15 protein-coding genes and 9 tRNA genes are annotated in these 19,556 nt (G+C 42.4%); 21 read left to right on the forward strand and 3 right to left on the reverse strand.

What is annotated here, in order from left to right:
* Nucleotides 1-210: 210 nt before the first annotated feature.
* Nucleotides 211-1,002 (reverse strand): nucleoside-specific channel-forming Tsx family protein, encoded by a 792-nt coding sequence (locus E0D70_RS05160; RefSeq protein WP_133011209.1) that lies wholly within the window; start codon nt 1,000-1,002, stop codon nt 211-213.
* A 433-nt stretch (nt 1,003-1,435) separates the two neighbouring features.
* On the opposite strand from E0D70_RS05160, the gene E0D70_RS05165 reads away from it, so the two are divergent.
* The 5 genes from E0D70_RS05165 (at nt 1,436) to E0D70_RS05185 (ending at nt 9,282) form a co-directional block, all read left to right on the forward strand.
* The gene (locus E0D70_RS05165) at nt 1,436-1,681 is read left to right on the forward strand and encodes a hypothetical protein (RefSeq protein ID WP_133011210.1); all 246 of its coding nucleotides are present in this window, start codon (nt 1,436-1,438) and stop codon (nt 1,679-1,681) included.
* A gap of 89 nt (nt 1,682-1,770) precedes the next feature.
* Entirely contained in the window at nt 1,771-6,198 is a 4,428-nt protein-coding gene (locus E0D70_RS05170; protein ID WP_133011211.1) for a PAS domain S-box protein, read from the forward strand.
* Between the two features lie 6 nt (nt 6,199-6,204).
* Nucleotides 6,205-7,122: a GGDEF domain-containing response regulator gene (locus E0D70_RS05175; RefSeq protein ID WP_133011212.1), complete on the forward strand. Its 918-nt coding sequence runs from the start codon at nt 6,205-6,207 to the stop codon at nt 7,120-7,122.
* A gap of 153 nt (nt 7,123-7,275) precedes the next feature.
* Nucleotides 7,276-7,887 carry a helix-turn-helix domain-containing protein gene (locus tag E0D70_RS05180; protein ID WP_133011213.1) on the forward strand — a complete coding sequence of 204 codons (612 nt, stop codon included), beginning with the start codon at nt 7,276-7,278 and terminating at the stop codon, nt 7,885-7,887.
* Between the two features lie 48 nt (nt 7,888-7,935).
* Nucleotides 7,936-9,282: a class II 3-deoxy-7-phosphoheptulonate synthase gene (locus tag E0D70_RS05185; protein ID WP_133011214.1), complete on the forward strand. Its 1,347-nt coding sequence runs from the start codon at nt 7,936-7,938 to the stop codon at nt 9,280-9,282.
* Between the two features lie 121 nt (nt 9,283-9,403).
* Here the strand turns inward: E0D70_RS05185 and E0D70_RS05190 are convergent, their stop codons facing one another.
* Together E0D70_RS05190 and E0D70_RS05195 are read right to left on the reverse strand one after the other, a co-directional pair.
* A complete protein-coding gene (locus E0D70_RS05190) occupies nt 9,404-10,126 on the reverse strand; it encodes a GIY-YIG nuclease family protein (RefSeq protein WP_133011215.1) in 723 nt (240 codons plus the stop codon).
* Nucleotides 10,127-10,222: 96 nt separating this feature from the next.
* Nucleotides 10,223-10,849, reverse strand: a complete 627-nt coding sequence (locus E0D70_RS05195; protein WP_133011216.1) for an O-methyltransferase — start codon at nt 10,847-10,849, stop codon at nt 10,223-10,225.
* A gap of 245 nt (nt 10,850-11,094) precedes the next feature.
* On the opposite strand from E0D70_RS05195, the gene thrS reads away from it, so the two are divergent.
* From thrS to E0D70_RS05275, 16 genes are all read left to right on the forward strand, one after another.
* The gene (gene thrS, locus E0D70_RS05200; protein WP_133011217.1) at nt 11,095-13,026 is read left to right on the forward strand and encodes a threonine--tRNA ligase; all 1,932 of its coding nucleotides are present in this window, start codon (nt 11,095-11,097) and stop codon (nt 13,024-13,026) included.
* Between the two features lie 14 nt (nt 13,027-13,040).
* The gene (infC, locus tag E0D70_RS05205; protein ID WP_133011218.1) at nt 13,041-13,574 is read left to right on the forward strand and encodes a translation initiation factor IF-3; all 534 of its coding nucleotides are present in this window, start codon (nt 13,041-13,043) and stop codon (nt 13,572-13,574) included.
* Between the two features lie 62 nt (nt 13,575-13,636).
* Nucleotides 13,637-13,831 carry a 50S ribosomal protein L35 gene (gene rpmI / locus E0D70_RS05210; protein ID WP_036162540.1) on the forward strand — a complete coding sequence of 65 codons (195 nt, stop codon included), beginning with the start codon at nt 13,637-13,639 and terminating at the stop codon, nt 13,829-13,831.
* A 46-nt stretch (nt 13,832-13,877) separates the two neighbouring features.
* Nucleotides 13,878-14,234 carry a 50S ribosomal protein L20 gene (gene rplT, locus E0D70_RS05215; protein ID WP_115898707.1) on the forward strand — a complete coding sequence of 119 codons (357 nt, stop codon included), beginning with the start codon at nt 13,878-13,880 and terminating at the stop codon, nt 14,232-14,234.
* 128 nt (nt 14,235-14,362) lie between these two features.
* A complete protein-coding gene (gene pheS, locus E0D70_RS05220) occupies nt 14,363-15,358 on the forward strand; it encodes a phenylalanine--tRNA ligase subunit alpha (protein WP_133011219.1) in 996 nt (331 codons plus the stop codon).
* A gap of 22 nt (nt 15,359-15,380) precedes the next feature.
* Complete coding sequence (pheT, locus tag E0D70_RS05225) at nt 15,381-17,765, forward strand: phenylalanine--tRNA ligase subunit beta (RefSeq protein WP_133011220.1); 2,385 nt, start codon at nt 15,381-15,383, stop codon at nt 17,763-17,765.
* A 4-nt stretch (nt 17,766-17,769) separates the two neighbouring features.
* Complete coding sequence (locus E0D70_RS05230; protein ID WP_133011221.1) at nt 17,770-18,066, forward strand: integration host factor subunit alpha; 297 nt, start codon at nt 17,770-17,772, stop codon at nt 18,064-18,066.
* A gap of 297 nt (nt 18,067-18,363) precedes the next feature.
* Nucleotides 18,364-18,440 (forward strand) — tRNA-Pro (locus E0D70_RS05235).
* 14 nt (nt 18,441-18,454) lie between these two features.
* A tRNA-Thr gene (locus E0D70_RS05240) sits at nt 18,455-18,530 on the forward strand.
* Nucleotides 18,531-18,598: 68 nt separating this feature from the next.
* Nucleotides 18,599-18,674: transfer RNA gene (locus tag E0D70_RS05245), tRNA-Thr, on the forward strand.
* A gap of 46 nt (nt 18,675-18,720) precedes the next feature.
* Nucleotides 18,721-18,796: transfer RNA gene (locus E0D70_RS05250), tRNA-Thr, on the forward strand.
* 42 nt (nt 18,797-18,838) lie between these two features.
* Nucleotides 18,839-18,914, forward strand: a tRNA-Thr gene (locus E0D70_RS05255).
* A gap of 144 nt (nt 18,915-19,058) precedes the next feature.
* A tRNA-Val gene (locus E0D70_RS05260) sits at nt 19,059-19,134 on the forward strand.
* Between the two features lie 50 nt (nt 19,135-19,184).
* Nucleotides 19,185-19,261 (forward strand) — tRNA-Asp (locus E0D70_RS05265).
* A gap of 50 nt (nt 19,262-19,311) precedes the next feature.
* A tRNA-Val gene (locus tag E0D70_RS05270) sits at nt 19,312-19,387 on the forward strand.
* Between the two features lie 50 nt (nt 19,388-19,437).
* Nucleotides 19,438-19,514, forward strand: a tRNA-Asp gene (locus E0D70_RS05275).
* Nucleotides 19,515-19,556 lie beyond the last annotated feature (42 nt).

Consider the following 19,556-nt stretch of genomic DNA (forward strand, 5'->3'; position numbering starts at 1 on the left):
TTTCTAAATACATAGTAAAAAGCCCGCTAGTGAAGTGACTAGTGGGCTTTTTTATTGTCTTAAACAAGTGCCCTATCTTTTGGGGATAATTAAAGAGAGATCTTGCTTGAAGAAGGTGATTAGACAAATATCACGGCCACAGCACAGTGTGCTAGTGGCATAGTAGGCCGCGATATCTATGCCACTACAATCATTATAAATTATGATTGCTTAGAATTTATAAGTGACAGAAAGGTAGTTAGATACTCCCGTTGATCTCAAGCTAGAAGAGTCTCGGATGCCGTAAATATTTTTATAAAGTTTCAGACCGTACCCAACCGCATAGCGTTTAGAGTGCCAGTAAATCCCCTGAAATGTTGCACCACCAGAACTTGCGGTGCTGTATTGGCTTTTTAATCCAAATTGATAGTCAAGATACCCTTGATACGCGATAAAAGAACCGTTATCAAACGTTTTCACAGGCTTGAACCAGTTCGTAGAAAATTGATAGCCATTCCAGTCATCACGGTTATTCGTTTCATCGTACAGTGCGTATAGATTCATGCCTACTTTACCTAGCCATGGCATCTCTACATCCGCACCTAAGCCAACGAAATAATTGTTTACAGCATATGTGCCATAACCACCATCTTGGTTAAATAGTGTGGAGATGTATAATTCCTTAACAGGGCCGAATGAAAGGTCTTTACCAGTAATGCCATCCAGTGAGAATCGAGGGTTAAGTTTCAGAAACATTTTGTCTTTGCCATACTTATCACTGTCGGCATCGTTAGTGATATTGAAAACGTCAAGGTATCCGTATAAATCTACAATACCTGAGCGCCCGCCAAATTCCATTTCTAGGTAGTCATGACTATTTTTCCCTGGTAGCTCATTAAAAGCATACATCAGGTTAAACTGCTTCCAAGAGTAATCGTTTTTATGAATGTCATCGGAATAATCAGTTGCTAAGGCAGTTGTCGTTGCGGCTGCCATGCCTAGTGCCAAAAGTAATTTGCGCATTTTTTTCTCCATTTTATGTGGATATTAGTATTTGAATATATAACCAACTGGTCAAAATTAAGACCTTAATGTGGATGTTACATCGTTTTTTTGTCATTACAATGGCAATTTATGTAAATAAAATGATGCCCTTTTTTAGAGAGATTTTGTTCTCAGTGCACCAATAGGCTGACGTTAGAATTTGTTTTTTTATTCTTAAAATTCAAGTCATTACATTTTTTTAAAAAATAAATAACGAGTAAATGTTAGCTTTTGGTGCATTTCAGTTGAAAAATAATTTTGAATGTTTTTTTGAAAAATTGTCCTAGTGGACAACTTTTCAAACTTACAGTCAGGAGCGAGGTGCATCTATAAGTAAATAACAGGTTTTAGAAAAAGCTGTATTTCGTTATTATTGATTGCTCTATAGGTTGGTTTATAAAGGTAGTGTTATATGTCGTTAAAAATTGGTTTTGTTGCGTTAAGTGGTGTTCTTATTTTAAGTTCATCTAGTGCTTTTGCTTTCAAGGATTATTGCACTCCTAAGCTAAATACGTATTTAGAGACGGTACAGCAGACAGTAGATTCCAAATATGTGCCATCTAGGCAAAAGGAAGTAGCTCAAAAAATATTGGATAGAGTGAAATCAAGCCGAAATGAAACAAAAGACTGTGTGTTACTAGACAAATTTTTGCCATAAGGCGTCACTTACATTTTTATACGTAATAGAGCTGTATGCCTAATGTGCTTATTCTATTATTGATTTATCAAAATGGAGTGTAAGTTGGCATGATTGCGTTAATTTCAGCGTTGAAGAGCTCAGGGCGTTTTTTGAATATGCGTTCAGCCGCTATTATTTTTGAAAATAGTAGTGTGTTGGCAAATGATCAAGATACGCAAATGGTGCAACTAATAGAGTCTTTTCGAGACTCATCTTTGACGTCTGACCTTACTGTCGAAAGTCTTGCAGATTCGCATGATCAACTAAATGCCTTCTGGAAAGGTATTGTATCCCACGGAAGTATCATAGTCCGGCGACTTGATGATCGAGGTGCTGAGGCTGTCTATTTGATGCTTTTCACTAAAAATGAAAGTGTCGGTTTTTCTGATGAGTTTTTTGATGATTTATATTTTTTAGCAAATAGTTTGAAGCAGCTTATTTTGGTGAATACCACTAAGCAGGATTTCACGCCATTTTTTGATCATTATGATGATCTGCTTGAGTTTGCGGATGATAACTCAAGCGCCATTGCTATTCTTGATGAGCAGTTTCGCTTTCGATTCGCTAATAAAAAACTCATAAATAACTTTAATTTACCCCTCGACGAAGTAATGGGCAGGCACATTTGTGACCTCCTTGGCGAGAGGGTTTATTGTGCAGTAAAGAGTTATTTAGACTCAACATTAAGTGGTTTAAAAACATCGTTTCGAGTTGAGTTACAAGGTGCTTTTGATACTGAAGGACTTGTGTTAGAAGCTATTTGTACGCCTAAAAAAAATAACGGCCGGGTTGTAGGCTTGTATCTTGTTGCTCAAGATGTAACAGCACAACGAAAAACATTAAAAACACTGCGAGACCTTCATCAGATCACGGCTAATTCCACGACAACTTTAGAGGAAAAGTTGCAAAGTATTTTAAGTGTTGGTGTCTCTCAATATAATTTACCTCTAGGGATTATCAGCTCGATCAAAGATGAAGCCTATACAGTAGAGTTTTGTATTTCCCCAAGTAATGATCTTTCTCCCGGTATGGCGTTTAATTTAGGCCATACGTACTGTGTGCATACCTTCAATAACGATAGACCAACCTTTTTTCATCATACAGCCAAAAGTACGATCAAAGATCATCCTTGTTATCAAAATTTTGGCTTGGAAGCCTATATTGGCGCAATGATTAAAATTGATGGTGAAAGTTGGGGTACGCTTAATTTTTCCAGCCCTAACCCTAAAGTAGAATTGTTTAGTGAAGATGATATTGAGCTTATGAAACTACTCGCTCAATGGGTAGGTAATGAAATAACTCAAGACAATGCTCTGAAAGAGCTAAAAGCGTCGGAGCGTCAACAAAGCCTGTTACTTAATTCAGCCCATGATGGTTTTCTTGGTGTTAATTTGGAGGGAGGAATTGTTTTTGCTAACCAAGCGGCCAGTCATATAACAGGTTATCGTTTAGATGAGCTATTGGGGCAGCACTATCACGATATGCTTCATCATTCTCATCTTGATGGTAGGCCTTATTTACTTGAAGAGTGCCCGTTTAATCGAACGTTGATAACCGGCGAGAGTAGCCAGTCACTGGCAGAGCCTTTGTGGGGGAAGGAAGGTGTCTTTATTGGTGAATATAATTGTGTCGCCATGAAGGATGGCGATAATCTGGTTCAAGGTGCTGTCATTACCTTTCAGGATAGAACTAAGCAGTTTGAAATTGAACAAGAAGTGTTGGAGCAGAAAAAGCTCTTTGAATCTTTATTTGTGGACGCCCCTTCTGCGATTGCATTGGTCAATAATCTTCGCAAGGTCGTTATGATAAACCCTGCATTTTGTGCTCTTTTTGGGTATTCAGCCGAAGAGGTTGTGGGTCAAGATACTGCTATGTTGTATGCAGATCAAGGTGATTATGCTCGTATTGGTGCTGAGTGTTATGCAGAAAATAGTACTAATAGACAGCCGGTAAACCGCATTGCTTACAGAGATAAAAGTGGTCGTATTTTTTACTGTGAGACCGCTGGAAGCATGATTAAAGGGAAAGACGGTAATGTCGAAGGTTATATTGGTCATATGACAGATATTACTAGCCGACTTCAAGGCGAGCAGGAAGCATTAAGAGCAAATCAGCGCTTTACCATGGCCTCAAATGCCGCTGGCATAGGGGTTTGGGAATGGGATTTAAATACATATGAGCTGGTGTGGGACGATTGGATGTATCGTCTTTTTGGCGTACTTAAGGAAGAGGTAAGTGATCCATATAGTGTCTGGTTGCAATTAATCCATCCTGATGATGTTGCCATGTTAAGAGATAAGCTAGAAAAGTTTATTCAGGGCGTAGGCAGTTATGATACAGAGTTTCGGATAGTGCGTTTAGATGGTCAAATTCGTCACTTGAAGGCAAAAGGTATTTTGGAGCGTAACCTAAATGGCCTGCCATCAAGGCTAATTGGAGTGAATTTAGATATTACGGCGCAAGTCGAAACGGAGGTTGTTCTTCGTAAAGCAAGTCATGAAGCAGAAATGGCGAATAAGGCAAAAAGCAATTTTCTGGCAACGATGAGTCATGAGATCAGAACGCCACTTAATGGTGTGTTAGGTATGGCTGAGCTGCTTTCACATTCTACTTTAACGGATGAGCAGGCTTCGCAGCTGGTTATTCTTCAGGAGTCTGGCGAAAGTTTGTTGGAATTAATTAATGAAATATTAGACTTTTCCAAAATAGAAGCGGGTCAACTAGCGATTGAAAATGTCGACTTCAATCTTGAAAAAACGATTTATGATGTGGTTCGCTTATTAATTGTTAGTGCAGAAAAAAAAGGCTTAGATTTATTAGTTGAGTATACAAGTCACACGCCTAAGCGCTTTGTTGGTGATGCTTTTAGAATTAAGCAGGTATTAATTAATCTTGTTAGTAATGCGATTAAATTCACTCATCAAGGTCAGGTTGTTGTGAGTGTTAGGTCACAGGCCGATTTACTTGGAAGCACCAGCCTTTCTATAGAGGTAAGGGATTCAGGTGTTGGCATTGCTGCCTGTGTTCAAGATTCCTTATTCAAGGCTTTTACGCAACAAGATTCTTCAACAACGCGTAAATTCGGTGGAACTGGACTTGGGTTGGCCATTACTAAGCAGTTAGTCGAATTAATGGGCGGCAGTGTGGTGTTGCAAAGTGAAGAGGGTGTTGGTTCCTCTTTCACTGTGTCGCTTGTGTTGATGGAAAGTTATGTCAAAGAATCTCCCGAAAAAGTGGATCTTTCTCGGTGGCGAGGTGCCAAAACATTAGTGGTGGATGATAATGCGATTAATTTGATGATTTTATCAAATCAATTATTAGAGCTTGGTATTCAGTGTGATCAAGAGCTTGATGCGCTGCATGCTTATCAGAGTGTGGTCAATGCAGAGCATGAAAAGAAACCCTATGACTTAGTTATCTTAGATTACCAAATGCCAGAATTAGACGGTTTAGAATTGAGTCGCCGTATTCGAGAGCAAAGTCTTGATAACTATTGTCCTGCAATCATTATTGCATCTTCGTCCGGGCGTTTAAATCGAAGTGATCTACAGGAGGCTGGTGTGAATGTTTGTTTGACCAAGCCTGTGGATAATCATTCTTTATCTTTAGGTCTTAGTGCAGCACTTAATAGTCAAGTGATAGGAAAGCAAATATCTTACTTTGAATTTGGTGAGCGAATGGTTCAGCCGCTAGAAGAAAACCATCAGCAGTTTTCTGGAACTGTGCTTATTGTTGAGGATATGAAAGCTAATATAGCTGTTGCTCGAGGTCTAATTGAAAGAATGGGACTCGGTATTATTGAGGCTGAGAACGGGGAAGTAGCGGTGCAAAAGTGGAAAGCTTATCAGCCTGATTTGATTCTGATGGATTTACATATGCCGGTAATGGATGGTTTAACGGCTATGCGAGCTATTCGAAGCGCAGAGAAAGGGTCGACTGGTAATAAAAGAGTACCTATCTTTGCATTGACGGCAGATGCGCTTAATGAAAGGTTGTCTGATGTGGAGTCAGCTGGTGGGGATGGCTTAATTGCTAAGCCGTTTAAAACACAGGATCTGGTGCGAATTTTCAAACAGTGCTTTCATCAGGAAGAGAGTTTGGTTAATTCAGTTGCCAAAAGCGAGTTAGGCAATGATTGGCAAGAAAGCAAAGAAATTAGATTGGATCTAACAGTATTAGAAGAATTAAAGGGTGTGCTAGGCGACGATGTGATTATGTTGTTTGATGCGTTTTATGAAGATGCAGACTCTATTGTTATGATCTTAGAAAAAGAAAATCAGAAAAAAAACTCGCAGGTGGATCTAGACGTAGTTTCTAGAGCGGCCCATAGTATGAAATCCATTTCTCAAAATTTAGGTGGGCGGGCGCTATCTGCTCTTTCTGCGCAATTAGAAAGCATAACTCGGCAGGGAAAGGTTCAAGGTGTTCACTCGTTAATCATCTTGTTGATAAAAGAGTATGCGCTATTTTCTGAACTGCTTAATAAAGAACGATAAGGTTTTATGAATATACTCATTGTTGATGATACGAATACGGATCGGCTTTTGCTGAAAATGTATTTGTCTAAGTTAGAGCATAATGTGATCGAAGCGGTCAATGGTGAGCAGGCCATTATTCAGTACATTGAAGTTGCCAATGAGCTTGATCTCATCCTTATGGATGTGCAAATGCCTGAAATGGGAGGTTTTGAAGCAGTGAGTAAAATTCGCAGTATTCAAGAGTCCCGCAACTTAGAGTGGGTACCTATTATTTTTTTAAGTGCCAGTGCTGAAGTGGATGATATTGAAGAAGGTATTCGTACTGGAGGAGATGATTATTTAATTAAACCCATTCATCAAAAGGTATTGGCTGCAAAAATGTTAGCCATGCAGCGAATTGCTGATATGCGGCATCGTCTTATTATTGCGAATGGTATTTTAGAGAATCAAGCGTCAATAGATCATTTGACTGGAATACTTAATCGTCGAGCTTTTGAAGCAGTGCTAGATAGAGAGGTTGCACGTTCACAAAGATTGTCGTCTTCTTTTTCTCTTGCTTTGTTTGATTTAGATTACTTTAAGCGTGTGAATGATGAATATGGCCATGATGCTGGTGATATTGTTCTGGTTGAAATAGTAGATAGAATCTCTAAAGGGTTGCGTACTGATGATGTAGTAGGGCGTGTTGGAGGTGAGGAATTTGGTGTCTTTATTTCTAATGCCGTCGGTGATGGTGCTCAGTTGGTTTGTGAGAGGTATCGACGATTAGTCGCTGAGCGTCCAGTTGTCTATAAGGGAGTCAGTATTCCAATTACGATTAGTATAGGGTGTGCTGCATTCAATGTAGAAACGGATTCAAAAAAATCGATCTATAAAAAAGCGGATGTTTGTTTATATGATGCGAAGAGGACAGGTCGTGATAGAGTGGTATATCAGGATTAAGGCGTACTTATTCAAAAACATTAAAAAATAAACATGTAAAATGCCCGTATTAGCGGGCATTTTTCTTTTTATTGCAGTAGGGAAGAAATATCCAATAGGTTAACGTCGTTTCTTTTAGTAAACTTTTAGGTCTTAGTGCAAAGTAGGTGAATTATGGTAAGTCGACCGTCTTTAGAAACGGCTACAGCATCGGACCCTGATCGCTTTGTTGAGCCTTTGGAGTTGGGGAAGCGAGTGAAGGAAATTCGCTTAACCAAAGGGTGGACGTTAGAGGAAGTCAGCAAAAGGACAGGGATTGCGCGATCTACTCTTTCTAAAATTGAGAATGATCAGGTGTCGCCGAGTTTTACTATTGTTCAAAAGCTGATTAAAGGGCTGGGAATGGATTTACCTCAGTTGTTTGTTGAGGCTAGTGAGCATTCGATTGCAGGGCGTCGTGATATTACGCGCAAGGGCAAAGGGGAGCCGCACCCGACAGCGACTTATGAGCATGAATTGTTAAATTTTTCCATCAGTCGAAAAAAAATGGTGCCATTTAAAACGAAGGTGCGAGCAAGAAGCTTTGATGAATTCAAAGAGTGGGTTCGTCACGATGGGGAAGAGTTTTTGTTGGTGTTAGAAGGAAAGATTAATTTTTTCTCTGAGCTCTATGAGCCAATTGAATTAAAAGAAGGGGACAGTGTGTATTATGATGCAAGCATGGGTCACACTGTGGTATCGACATCTACCAAAGATGCAGAAATTCTCTGGGTCGTTGCTCGATAGAGATCAACGCCAGAATAATAATAGATAAATAAAAAGGTTTTAAACGTTATGAATCAATGGAATCCAGCCAGTTGGAGAGAAAAAACCGCATTGCAGCAGCCTGTGTACCCAAGCGCCGAGCATTTGGCTCAGGTAGAAGGCACACTTGGTAAAATGCCACCTTTGGTATTTGCTGGAGAAGCGCGTCAATTGAGGTCAGCCTTATCTAAAGTCGCAAAGGGTGAGTCCTTTTTGCTTCAGGGTGGAGACTGTGCCGAGAGTTTTGCTGAATTTCATGCCGATAATATTCGCGACACGTTTAAAGTGATGTTGCAAATGGCGGTGGTACTGACCTATGCCGGAAAATGCCCAATCGTTAAGGTAGGAAGAATGGCGGGGCAATTTGCTAAGCCGCGCTCTGCAGGCACTGAAATTATTAATGGGATTGAGCTGCCAAGTTACCGTGGCGACATTATCAATGGCATTGATTTTACCGAAGCAGCGCGGGTGCCAGATCCTGAGCGTTTAGTTCAGGTTTATAATCAAAGTGCGGCAACCATGAATCTGTTGCGTGCCTTTTCTCAAGGTGGCTTTGCAGACCTTAATCAAGTACACCAATGGAACCTAGACTTCTTAAAAGCCAGCCCTGCGGGCGAGCGCTTTCAAGGCATTGCCGACAAAATAGACGATGCGATGCAGTTTATGCAGGCGTGTGGTGTTGGTAGTGGTATGGCTCAGCTGCAAGAGACGGAATTTTACACGTCTCATGAAGCCTTGTTGTTGCCGTACGAACAAGCGTTGACTCGTCAAGACAGCTTAACTGGCAATTGGTATGACTGTTCTGCTCATATGCTATGGATCGGAGATCGCACTCGTCAGCTAGATGGTGCGCATGTGGAGTTCTTACGAGGCGTAAATAACCCTATTGGTGTTAAAGCGGGTCCAACAATGGACCCTGAAGACTTATTGCGCCTGTGTGATGCCTTAAATCCGAACAATGATCCAGGTCGTTTAAATATCATTGTTCGTATGGGTGCCGATAAGGTAGAAGAAGGTATGCCTAAGCTGATTCAAGCCATTCAAAAAGAAGGCAAAGAAGTGGTTTGGAGCAGTGACCCAATGCACGGCAACACAGTGAAAGCGAGCTCAGGCTATAAAACTCGTCATGTGAATCATGTGTTACGTGAAGTTCAGCAATTCTTCCAAGTGCATAAAGCAGAAGGTAGTTATGCTGGTGGTGTGCATTTTGAAATGACCGGTCAGAATGTCACTGAATGTGTTGGTGGTGCGTTTCAGGTGACAGAAGAGGGACTTGCGGATCGTTATCATACGCATTGTGATCCACGTTTGAATGCGGATCAGTCTCTAGAGTTGGCATTTATGATTTCGGATACGTTAAAAAAAGCGCGTGCGTAAGTGTGTTGTTCTGAGGTGAATGCTGTTTTGCATACCTAGACAAAAAAAGCCCAGTGAATAAATATTCGCTGGGCTTTTTAATGTGCTGATCTGTCAGAGCGAAGCTCTTCGACTCTATAGTCTAGCCTTTACGGCGACGGAAAGAAGATGTAGCGGTTTTTGATGTGATATCAATTTTCGCCATAATCATTGCCATCTCTTCAGCTTCGGCTTGTTGTTGCGCTTTCAGCTTGTCTTCGCGTTCCTTTTTAGAGGTTTTCTCTGCTTCACGAAGCATGCGTTGCATGCTTGCTTTGCTTTTAGGGCGCTCGACTTTTGTTATGTCAGAGGGTTTTGTGGGGTCTGCTGCTATAGCGGTCGATGCAGGAGAGTCTAAACGATCTTCACCTATGAGCTCACCAAAAAAGGAGCGAGCCGTCGGCTTCGGTGCAACTTCTTTTTTTATTGGTAGCTCAATTGACTTTTTTACAGCGGCCTTGCGTGTTTTCTTAGGCTGCTCGGCAGTAGAGACGCCGTTTGCGTCAAACATAGCCTTTTTGCCAAAACTTAGACCAGCTGACTTTGCTGTTGTTTGGCCAATTTTATAACCGCGTAGACTTTCTCCGTTATAAATGGAGACGTAGTCTTTTTCTAATTCGTAAAGCTCTTGCTTATCTTCTGTTTCAAAAAGCTCTTCGACAGCAAATGCACTTATGTCATGCTCTCGAATGTCATCATAAAGTGGGAAATCCAGACCTTCATTCGCTGCTTCAACGTATTGTTCAAAGCGTTGAAAACCGCTATTGAAAGACGTGCCAATGTAGTGCTTACCGGTGATATTATTTGTGATTTTAAAAACGACCAAAATCGCTGCCTCTTACTTAGTATCTTTTGAATAGCACACAAACCCGATTTGCTAATGGTTGTCCGAAAGCGAATCAGGTCTATAGAAAAATAGAATTTAGATTTTTACGACGAGATTTAGTCCGTCGCGGACGTTGAGATGAACATTTTCGACTCGGTTATCTTGCGCAATTAATTGGTTTAAATCATTGACGGCGATGTCGCTATTCTCTTTAGGGTCTAGGACTCGGCCTTGCCATAAAGAGTTATCAATGATTATTAACCCGCCTTTACTTACGAGTGGTAATACTGCTTCGTAATAATTAAGGTAATTGCGCTTATCTGCGTCGATAAATACTAGGTCAAAAAGACCTTCAAGACTTTGGATTGTATCTAAGCCAGGACCAAAAATTGTTTTAATTTTGTATCCGTGCGGACTACGATCAAAAAAAGACTGAGCAAACTCAATTGCTCGGGGGTTGGTTTCACAGCAAATGATCTCACCGTCACTTGGCATGCCTTCAGCAATAGATAAAGCAGAGTAACCGGTAAACATACCGATCTCTAAAGCGCGCTTAGGTTGCTTTATGGTGGCAAGAATCTTCAAAGTACGGCCAATGATTTTGCCAGACAACTTATTAGGGTATCCCATGTCTGAATAGGTTTTATCAACCAATTCAATGAGAAGATCTGGTTCTGATTGAGTGGTGTCAATGCAGTAGTTGTCGAGATGGTTAAGATCCATAAGGCCTTTCAATGATTTATTTTGTTGCGAAACAGCCGACAATTTTACCCTGACCGACGAGAATGTCTATGGTTAAAAAAAGAAAAAAGGCTTGATTTTGAACTATTCTTTTTTGTTGGTTTTTTTAGTGTTTGCAATCAGTAAATAAGCGTTCGCAAGATATCTGTAAAAATGCTATTTTAGGCGCCTTAAATTGACATGTGCTCTTTGGTATGGAGCACCACTGACTCCAATAGGAGAAAAAAATGCCTGTAATTACTTTGCCTGATGGCAGCCAACGTACTTTTTCTAACCCAGTTACTGTTATGCAAGTGGCTGAAGATATCGGGCCGGGTCTTGCGAAAGCAACGATTGCTGGTCGAATTAACGGTACTTTAGTCGATGCCTGCGAACTTATTTCTGAAGACTCAGATGTCAGTGTCGTAACGGGAAAAGACCCTGAAGGGGTTGAAATCATTCGTCACTCATTCGCGCACTTGGTTGGACACGCTGTAAAGCAATTGTTCCCAACGGCAAAAATGGCGATTGGTCCGGTTATTGATGATGGGTTTTATTACGATATTGCGTATGAACGTTCTTTTACCCCTGAAGACATGGCAGCGATTGAAAAACGCATGGCTGAGTTGGTAAAAACGGACTACGACGTTGTTAAGAAAATGACGCCAGTTGCAGAAGCTCGGGCTGAATTTGAAGCGCGCGGTGAGTCTTACAAGATCTCTTTGATAGATGGTTTGGATGACTCGGTAGAAAATGTTGGCTTGTATTACCATGAAGAATACGTCGACATGTGTCGTGGGCCTCACGTCCCGAACACTCGCGTATTACGCCACTTTAAACTGATGAAGTTGGCAGGCGCCTATTGGCGTGGTGATTCCAATAATGAAATGCTGCAGCGTATTTATGGCACAGCATGGAATGACAAAAAAGAATTAAAGGCGTACTTGACGCGCATTGAAGAAGCAGAAAAGCGTGATCATCGTAAGTTGGGCAAAAAACTGGATCTGTTTCATGTGCAAGAAGAGGCGCCAGGTATGGTGTTCTGGCATCCTAAAGGCTGGAGCTTGTACCAAACAATTGAGCAGTACATGCGTAACAAACAGCGTGAGAACAATTATCAAGAGGTGAAAACCCCTCAGATTGTTGACCGCGTGTTATGGGAGAAGTCTGGGCACTGGGGTAAGTATCATGAAAACATGTTTACGACTCACTCAGAGAACCGTGATTACGCGGTGAAGCCAATGAACTGCCCATGTCATATTCAAGTGTATAATCAAGGCTTGAAAAGTTACCGTGACTTGCCGTTTCGTATGGCTGAGTTTGGCTCTTGTCACCGTAATGAGCCTTCTGGTGCGTTACACGGTATTATGCGAGTGCGAAACTTTGTGCAAGATGATGGTCATATCTTTGTTACAGAAGGTCAGATTCAGCAAGAAGTGTCAGAATTTATCGATCTGTTACACGAAGTGTATGCAGACTTTGGTTTTGATCAAATTATTTATCGTTTATCAACTCGTCCGGAGCAGCGTGTTGGCTCTGATGAAGTGTGGGATAAAGCGGAGAAAGCCTTATCAGATGCATTAAATGTCGCTGAATTGGATTGGGAAGAGTTACCTGGTGAAGGGGCTTTTTACGGACCTAAGATCGAATTTTCTCTGAAAGACGCGATTGGTCGTGTTTGGCAGTGTGGTACGATCCAGGTTGATTTCTCAATGCCGACTCGTCTGAATGCGCAATATGTGTCTGAAGATGGCTCTCGCCAAACACCGGTTATGTTGCACCGTGCCATTGTTGGTTCGTTGGAACGATTTATCGGTATTTTGATCGAAGACACAGAAGGTGCCTTTCCGGTCTGGCTAGCGCCTGAACAAGTTGTTATCATGAATATTACAGATCGTCAGGCAGATTATTGTTCTGATTTGGAAAAAAGATTAAATTCAAACGGCTTTAGAGCGAAACTTGACTTGAGAAACGAGAAGATCGGGTTTAAAATTCGCGAGCATACTCTTCAACGCGTACCTTATATGATCGTAGTTGGGGATAAAGAAGTGGAGCAGCAACAAGTTGCTGTCCGAACTCGTTCCGGCGAAGATCTTGGAGTGATGAGTATTTCTGATTTTGAAGATTTGCTTAATAAAGAAGTAGCTCGCCGTAGTCGTAAACAAGAAATGGAGAAATAGCTATAAAAGGTAATATGAATCGTGGACGTAATGCAAGCAAGCAGCGTCCTCTAATCAACGAAAACATTCGAGCCACCGAAGTGCGTTTAATTGCAGCTGATGGTGAACAAGTTGGCGTTGTCTCGCTTGAAGAGGCACTGAAAGCGGCTCAAGAAGTAACCCTTGACCTAGTGCAAATTGCCGATTCAGACCCCATTGTTTGTAAAATCATGGACTACGGCAAGCATATTTTTGAGGCGAAGAAAGCGAAAGCGGCTCAAAAGAAAAATGCTAAGCAGATTCAAGTTAAAGAAATGAAATTCCGTCCAGGGACGGAGGAAGGGGATTATCAGGTAAAACTCCGCAACCTGATACGTTTCCTTGAAGGCGGGGATAAGGCCAAAGTATCACTACGATACCGCGGTCGTGAAATGGCCCATCAGGAGCTTGGCATGCAGCTTATGAATCGAGTCGCTTTAGACTTAGAGGATTATGGTGTAGTGGAGCAAGCTGCGAAAATGGAAGGTCGCCAATTGACTATGGTGCTAGGCCCCAAAAAGAAGAAGTAGTTTAAATAACATCTGTTATTGAAAATTACACTAACATTAACGAATGCGAGAGTGGTTTTATCATGTCCAAAATTAAGTCACACAGTGGCGCAGCTAAGCGCTTTAAACGTACCGCGAATGGTTTTAAGCATAAGCAGTCTCATACTAGTCATATTTTGACTAAAAAATCGACTAAGCGTAAGCGTCATCTTCGTGCAATGAAGAGTATCGCTCAAAGCGATAAAGCTTTGATTGTACGTATGTTGCCATACATCTAGGTCGATATTTTTTAGTTCATTAATTCATTAGTATAAGGTTTATATTATGCCTCGCGTAAAACGTGGTGTTCAGGCTCGTCGCCGTCACAAAAAGATTTTAAAGCAAGCTAAAGGTTACTACGGTGCACGTAGCCGTGTATTTCGTGTAGCTAAACAAGCAGTTATCAAAGCTGGTCAATATGCATACCGTGACCGTCGTCAACGGAAGCGTCAATTCCGCGCATTGTGGATTGCTCGTATTAACGCCGCTGCACGTATCAATGGTTTGTCTTACAGCCGTTTCATTGCTGGCTTGAAAAAAGCAGCAATCGAAATCGACCGTAAAGTATTGGCTGATCTAGCTGTGTACGAGAAAGAAGTTTTTGCTGCAATCGTTGAAAAAGCGAAAGCTAGCTTGGCTTAATTTCTGACGTAGCCTTAGGGTGATTTGATCTTGCAAGATCCTGTCTTAATAGAAAGAATGACCCAATGCAGTCTTTAATAGGGGAAGAGCTAACGCTCTTCCCCTATTTTATTTTTTGGAGTATGTAAATGGAGAATCTAAAACAGATTCTTGCTGATGCGTTAAACGCAGTGGCAGCGTCTGAGACTGAGTCCGCCTTGGATGATGTACGTGTGCATTACCTAGGAAAGAAAGGGGCTTTGACCGCTTTGTTGAAACAGTTAGGTAATGTTTCTGCAGAAGATAGACCGAAATTTGGGCAGTTGGTAAATGAAGCCAAAGGTCAAGTTCAGGAAAAAATTACTGAGCGTAAGGGTAAGCTTGCTAAGGCGGCACTGGATGCAAAATTAGCAACCGAAACCATTGATATTTCATTGTCAGGGAAAGGCCAAGAGATTGGTGGTCTTCACCCAGTAACACGCACAATGGAACGCATTGAAAACTTTTTCCGTGGGATTGGCTTTGATGTGGCTGCAGGGCCAGAAATCGAAGATGATTACCACAACTTTGAAGCGTTAAATATTCCTGCGCACCACCCAGCGCGAGCGATGCAGGATACTTTCTATTTTAATCCGACAACGGTATTGAGAACACATACCTCTCCAGTGCAAGTGCGCACTATGGAGACCTCTCAGCCGCCAATTCGTATTATCTGTCCTGGTCGTGTTTACCGTTGCGATTCTGATCAGACGCACACGCCGATGTTTCACCAGGTAGAAGGGTTGTTGATTGATGAAAATATCTCTTTCGCTGACTTGAAGGGTATTTTGCAGCAGTTTTTGAATGTCTTCTTTGAAGATGATCTTAAGGTGCGCTTCCGTCCTAGCTATTTTCCCTTCACTGAACCTTCTATTGAAGTGGATATCATGCGTACCAACAGCAAAGGCGAAGAGTCTTGGTTGGAAGTATTAGGTTGTGGCATGGTTCACCCTAAAGTGCTTGAGATGTCGGGTATCGATTCAGAAAAATACACAGGGTTTGCATTTGGCATGGGCGTAGAGCGCTTTGCTATGTTGCGCTACAAAGTAGATGACCTTCGTATGTTTTTCGAGAACGATTTACGTTTCCTTAAGCAGTTTAAGTAACCAATCGACCTAGGATGTTTTTATGAAAATTAGTGAGAATTGGCTAAGAGAATGGGTCAATCCAAGCATCAATAGTGATGATTTGGTTACTCAGATTACTTTAGCTGGCCTTGAAGTGGATGAGGTTTTACCTGTAGCGGCTGAATTTTCAGGCGTTGTTGTTGGTGAGATCATCAGTGCTGAGCCGCATCCCAATGCAGACAAGCTGCAAGTGTGTCAGGTGTCTGATGGCGCTGAGCAGTTCCAAGTTGTGTGTGGTGCGCCAAATGCGCGTGCTGGCATCAAGATTCCGTTTGCCAAAATTGGCGCTGTGTTGGGTGCGGATTTTAAGATCAAAAAAGCCAAACTACGTCAAGTTGAGTCTTTTGGTATGTTGTGTTCTGCCTCAGAGTTGGGTGTGAGCGATGACAATGATGGCATTATGGAATTGCCGTCTGAAGCTCAAGCGGGTGACGATTTTCGTGCTTTCTTGGGGTTAGATGATCAAATTATTGATGTGGATCTAACGCCAAATCGTAGTGATTGCTTGAGTTTAGCGGGCTTGGCTCGTGAAGTGGGCGTATTGAACAAAGTTGATGTCACACCTGTTTCTGTTGTGGCGGCAGATGTGACGATTGATGATGTTTTCTCTGTTCGAGTTGACGCATCAGAGGCGTGCCCTCGCTATTTAGGTCGTGTTATTCGTGGTGTAAATGTTACCGCGAAGACGCCGTTATGGATGAGTGAGAAGTTGCGTCGTAGCGGTATTCGCTCAATCGATCCTATTGTCGACATTACTAACTATGTGATGCTTGAGTTAGGTCAGCCGATGCACGCATTCGACTTGGCGCATTTGTCCCAGTCTGTTGTTGTACGCATGGCGAAAGAGAATGAAAAAATTGTCTTGCTTGACGGTCAGGAAATCTCGTTGCGCGAAGACACTTTAGTAATCGCGGATGAAAAAGCGCCATTGGCCATTGCTGGTGTAATGGGAGGCGAAGGGTCAGGTGTTAATGCGGCTACGCAAGATATTTTACTTGAAAGTGCTTTCTTTACGCCGCTTGCATTAGCAGGTAAAGCGCGCTCCTACGGTTTGCATACAGATTCTTCCCATCGCTTTGAGCGTGGTGTTGATGCAACCTTGCAGGAAAAAGCCATTGAGCGAGCAACGGCCTTGGTGCTTGAGATCGCTGGGGGACAAGTAGGTCCTATCGTTCGTGAGGAGGCGCCTGCTTCTTTACCTGAAGCGGCTGTGGTGACATTGCGTCGTAAGAAGCTAGATCAATACTTAGCAATTTCAATCGACAAAGACCTAGTGACGGATATCTTAACGCGCCTTGGTCTCGAAATGATTGAAGTGACGGATGAGGCTTGGGTGACGAAGGCGCCATCTCATCGTTTTGATATCGCGATTGAAGCGGATTTGATCGAAGAAGTGGCGCGTATTTACGGCTACGATAATCTGCCTTCTTCTATGCCTCAAGCGGCGGTGAACTTTACACCTCAATCAGAAAGCAAAACACCGATTCAGGCTTTGCGTTCAGTGTTGGTTGCGCAAGGCTATCAAGAAGCTATTACGTACAGTTTTATTGATCCTGTGCTTAGTAAGCAATTTTTACCAGACATCGAGCCAGTGCCACTAGCGAACCCAATTTCTGCCGATATGGGTGTGATGCGTCCGAGTTTGATTCCAGGCTTGGTGAAAGCGTACTTGCATAACCAGAATCGCCAACAGTCTCGAGTGCGTTTATTTGAAACGGGTCGTCGTTTTGTTGGCACGGTTGATGCGCTGGATGAATTGGATCAACAGCAACAGATTTCAGGTTTAATTGCGGGCAGTCGTGATTCTGAGGCTTGGTATCACAATAGTGATAAGGTCGATTTTTATGACCTTAAAGCCCATGTAGATGCTTTGTTTGACTTGAATGATGGTCGTCAGCCTACGTATGAGCGTTCTCAGTGTGAGTTCTTACATCCTGGTCGTTCTGCTGATGTGTTCGTTGATGGTGAGTTTGTTGGTATCTTGGGTGAGTTACACCCGCAACTATCAAAAACATTAGGGGCGAATCAGCCTTTGTATGTATTTGATATAGCGTTGGCGGCTGTGCTTGATGCGAAATTGCCAGAATATAAGGCGATCTCAAAGTTCCCTGAAGTGCGTCGTGATTTGGCTTTATTGGTCGATCGTTCTGTGCCGGTTGCTGATCTTGAAAAAGTTATTTCTGAAACCGCAGGGGAAGCTTTCAAAGGGGTGCTTGTATTCGACATCTATCAAGGCCAAGGCATTGATGAGACGAAAAAAAGTGTCGCTTTGGGCTTGACGTGGCAGCATCCTTCCCACACTCTTAGTGATGAAGAAGTAAACAATTCTGTGGAAACAATTGTTGCGGCATTAGCTGAGAAGTTAGGGGCCGTTGTAAGGGGGTAATCTTATGGCATCGTTGACAAAAGCGGATTTAGCCGAAAATTTAGTAGATTCTGTTGGTCTTACTAAAAAGGATGCAAAAGATCTTGTAGAAGGTTTTTTTGATGTGATCCGAGAGACTCTTGTTGAGAGACAGCAAGTGAAGTTATCAGGTTTTGGTAACTTTGAAGTTCGCGAGAAGAGTCAACGGCCAGGTCGTAACCCTAAAACGGGTGAAGAGATCCCAATTACTGCTCGAACTGTTGTTACCTTTCGGCCTGGGCAGAAGCTTAAGTCAAAGGTAGAGAGTTATATGCAAGAATAGCTTGCAGTGAATCCAGAAAAGCCATCCTGTAATAGGGTGGCTTTTTTCATATATTGTTATATGTTGTACGTGATGCTGTAGGCGCCTAAAGAAACGATTGTTTGTTGGTTATGGGAGGGCGGCGAGTAGGGTTGCTTTGACGAAGTCAGAAATTTATGTAGATCAATAGGTAAGCGATATTCCCTTACTCATAAATAGATCCGATTAAATTAAAAAAAACTTTATAAAACTCTTCCCTTTTCAATTCGTTATAGTAATATACGCCCCCGCTGACAGCGACAGTGTTGCTGTTTGCATCGGGGCGTAGCGCAGCCTGGTAGCGCACTAGCATGGGGTGCTAGTGGTCGCAGGTTCAAATCCTGCCGTCCCGACCAAAAATTTGAGAAATGCCGCTATAGCTCAGTTGGTAGAGCATCTGACTTGTAATCAGAGGGTCCCGAGTTCGACTCTTGGTGGCGGCACCATATTTTGGTCGAAGTTCTTTTCTTCTTTTAGAAGGAATGAATAAAAAATAGATTTTGCTTTTATTAAAGCCGCTATAGCTCAGTTGGTAGAGCATCTGACTTGTAATCAGAGGGTCCCGAGTTCGACTCTTGGTGGCGGCACCATCTTCTAATAGAAGATGAGTTTAAAAGTAAACTGCGTCATTGAATTGCCGCTATAGCTCAGTTGGTAGAGCATCTGACTTGTAATCAGAGGGTCCCGAGTTCGACTCTTGGTGGCGGCACCACTTCTCTTAATTGAGTCGTATAGAAAATTGATTCAGCGTTAAGCCGCTATAGCTCAGTTGGTAGAGCATCTGACTTGTAATCAGAGGGTCCCGAGTTCGACTCTTGGTGGCGGCACCATTTAACTTGAATTGTTATTTTCTCATCTACAAAAGATGTAAAGCTATTGTTGGGTGCGTAGCTCAGTTAGGATATTCGTTTCCTAGCAAGGCGCGAGATACTGGGAGTTCAAACTCCACATCTAATAAGATGTAAAATTATGACGGGTGTGTAGCTCAGTTGGGAGAGCGTCGCCCTTACAAGGCGAATGTCGGGAGTTCGAACCTCTCCACACCCACCATCGCATCGATGTAAAAGATGAGTCTGCTGGGACTTAAAATACACAGTGTTGGAGTGGTAGTTCAGTTGGTTAGAATACCTGCCTGTCACGCAGGGGGTCGCGGGTTCGAGTCCCGTCCATTCCGCCAATTACTTATTTAAGCAATAAGTTATTGGTTAGTAGGGTTTAGCTTAATGCGGGTGTGTAGCTCAGTTGGGAGAGCGTCGCCCTTACAAGGCGAATGTCGGGAGTTCGAACCTCTCCACACCCACCATCGCATCGATGTAAAAGATGAGTCTGCTGGGACTTAAAACACATAGTATTGGAGTGGTAGTTCAGTTGGTTAGAATACCTGCCTGTCACGCAGGGGGTCGCGGGTTCGAGTCCCGTCCATTCCGCCAATTACTTATTTAAGCAATAAGTTATTGGTTAGTAGGGTTTAG

Source organism: Marinomonas flavescens, assembly GCF_004352835.1.
GTDB classification, from domain to species: domain Bacteria; phylum Pseudomonadota; class Gammaproteobacteria; order Pseudomonadales; family Marinomonadaceae; genus Marinomonas; species Marinomonas flavescens.

What these genes read in the sequence shown, in the direction of transcription:
- E0D70_RS05230 (WP_133011221.1), top strand. Translation starts at nt 17,770, where the DNA reads ATGGCATCGTTGACAAAAGCGGATTTAGCCGAAAATTTAGTAGATTCT.
- infC (WP_133011218.1), top strand. Translation starts at nt 13,041, where the DNA reads ATGAATCGTGGACGTAATGCAAGCAAGCAGCGTCCTCTAATCAACGAA.
- E0D70_RS05165 (WP_133011210.1), top strand. Translation starts at nt 1,436, where the DNA reads ATGTCGTTAAAAATTGGTTTTGTTGCGTTAAGTGGTGTTCTTATTTTA.
- E0D70_RS05195 (WP_133011216.1), bottom strand. Translation starts at nt 10,849, where the DNA reads ATGGATCTTAACCATCTCGACAACTACTGCATTGACACCACTCAATCA.
- thrS (WP_133011217.1), top strand. Translation starts at nt 11,095, where the DNA reads ATGCCTGTAATTACTTTGCCTGATGGCAGCCAACGTACTTTTTCTAAC.
- E0D70_RS05170 (WP_133011211.1), top strand. Translation starts at nt 1,771, where the DNA reads ATGATTGCGTTAATTTCAGCGTTGAAGAGCTCAGGGCGTTTTTTGAAT.
- pheS (WP_133011219.1), top strand. Translation starts at nt 14,363, where the DNA reads ATGGAGAATCTAAAACAGATTCTTGCTGATGCGTTAAACGCAGTGGCA.
- rplT (WP_115898707.1), top strand. Translation starts at nt 13,878, where the DNA reads ATGCCTCGCGTAAAACGTGGTGTTCAGGCTCGTCGCCGTCACAAAAAG.
- E0D70_RS05160 (WP_133011209.1), bottom strand. Translation starts at nt 1,002, where the DNA reads ATGCGCAAATTACTTTTGGCACTAGGCATGGCAGCCGCAACGACAACT.
- rpmI (WP_036162540.1), top strand. Translation starts at nt 13,637, where the DNA reads ATGTCCAAAATTAAGTCACACAGTGGCGCAGCTAAGCGCTTTAAACGT.
- E0D70_RS05175 (WP_133011212.1), top strand. Translation starts at nt 6,205, where the DNA reads ATGAATATACTCATTGTTGATGATACGAATACGGATCGGCTTTTGCTG.
- E0D70_RS05180 (WP_133011213.1), top strand. Translation starts at nt 7,276, where the DNA reads ATGGTAAGTCGACCGTCTTTAGAAACGGCTACAGCATCGGACCCTGAT.
- pheT (WP_133011220.1), top strand. Translation starts at nt 15,381, where the DNA reads ATGAAAATTAGTGAGAATTGGCTAAGAGAATGGGTCAATCCAAGCATC.
- E0D70_RS05185 (WP_133011214.1), top strand. Translation starts at nt 7,936, where the DNA reads ATGAATCAATGGAATCCAGCCAGTTGGAGAGAAAAAACCGCATTGCAG.